This is a genomic window from Microcystis sp. M53603_WE2 (assembly GCF_030065435.1).
On record NZ_JASJFF010000641.1, the window covers coordinates 1 to 1,215 of the forward strand.

3 protein-coding genes and 1 pseudogene are annotated in these 1,215 nt (G+C 45.7%); all 4 read right to left on the minus strand.

All coding sequences use genetic code 11. The features are described 5' to 3' along the window. Nucleotides 1-110 (minus strand): preprotein translocase subunit SecG (secG, locus tag PX481_RS13755; protein ID WP_288094761.1); only part of this gene is annotated, 110 nt, incomplete at its 3' end. A 67-nt stretch (nt 111-177) separates the two neighbouring features. Further along, entirely contained in the window at nt 178-519 is a 342-nt protein-coding gene (locus PX481_RS13760; protein WP_002761318.1) for a type II toxin-antitoxin system RelE/ParE family toxin, read from the minus strand. Continuing rightward, nucleotides 503-760, minus strand: a complete 258-nt coding sequence (locus tag PX481_RS13765) for a hypothetical protein (protein WP_002761316.1) — start codon at nt 758-760, stop codon at nt 503-505. Before PX481_RS13765 ends, PX481_RS13760 begins: the two co-directional genes overlap by 17 nt. A gap of 29 nt (nt 761-789) precedes the next feature. Further along, a pseudogene (locus PX481_RS13770) lies at nt 790-1,215 on the minus strand (2,3-bisphosphoglycerate-independent phosphoglycerate mutase); the annotation flags it as partial.

Genomic DNA, 1,215 nt, shown 5'->3' on the forward strand with positions numbered 1-1,215 from the left:
CCGCCAATACCGCCAATACCATCCCCTTTGGGACTGTGTAATAACACCAAAATCGCCAGAAAGGCCGCCGCCAGCGCCCAAATAATCTGTACTACCAGCACCACTGTCATGATTATTACTCTCTATTTTCCATTACAAAGTATAGCAGTTATCAAGCCGTCAGCTTTGAATTAGTTATCAACTAGGGTCCTCTTCATCCTCTATATCCTCAAGTGTTAGTGGTGCTTGGGCGCTATGGCGAACATATAGTACATAAACCGTACTATCTCTAATTGTAAAAAGCACTCGATAGACATTTTTACCTTTCCCATAAAAAAGTTGTCGGACTTCTTTGGGTAGAAAAATCGTCTGTTCGAGCGCTAAAGCACAACGAGTTGGTTTCTCTTGCAGAGTCGCAATAGCATTCATTAATCCTCGAAACCAACGGTCAGCAAACTCGGCATTATAACCTCGATACCAGCGATAGGCTTTTTCGATCTGTGCCGTGGCAGTTGGGGTAATTTCAACCTGAAATACCATATTTTTCGGCCATTTCTTGGGCAAAATCGGCAAGAGGACGGGTTTTACCGGAGTTTATCTCCTCGAAACCTTGCTGAATCCCCTCGATGACCTCTAAATACTCCATCAGTTGTCTGAGCTTACTAGGATCGATTTGATCGAGAAAAGTGACCAGCACTTGTGAGCGATCGCTAATATCATTGGGTAACTCGGTTAGGTGTATTTGTCCATCTCGATAAACACCTTCGATGGTTTTCAGCATAAAATTCCCCTTTCTTGACTTTTTACTCGTTAAAGCGAGATGCGGACGGGAGTGCGACTGGCTTTAATTTCCACTTCGGCCGGTTTAATCAGCGATCGCCCAGTCATTTCTACTGGGACGGGAATAGAGAGAATTTCCAGGATAGTGGGGGCAATATCGGCTAAACGACCATCATCCCGCAGCTGCACATCGCCACCGTGGCCGGGTATTTTTCTTTGTTCCCCTTCAATTAAAATTAAAGGAACGGGATTAGTCGTGTGGGCCGTCCAAGGATTACCCGACTCATCCACCATCGTTTCCGCGTTACCGTGGTCGGCAGTGATTAACACTGTTCCCCCCAATTTATTGATGCTACTTAACAACTTAGCCAAGCATAGATCCACCGTTTCCACTGCTTTCATGGCCGCGTCTAAAATGCCCGTATGACCCACCATATCGGGGTTAGCGTAATTGAC

Bases quoted from the DNA above. Each gene is read 5' to 3' on its own strand.
- PX481_RS13765 (WP_002761316.1), bottom strand. From the start codon at position 760: ATGCTGAAAACCATCGAAGGTGTTTATCGAGATGGACAAATACACCTA.
- PX481_RS13760 (WP_002761318.1), bottom strand. From the start codon at position 519: ATGGTATTTCAGGTTGAAATTACCCCAACTGCCACGGCACAGATCGAA.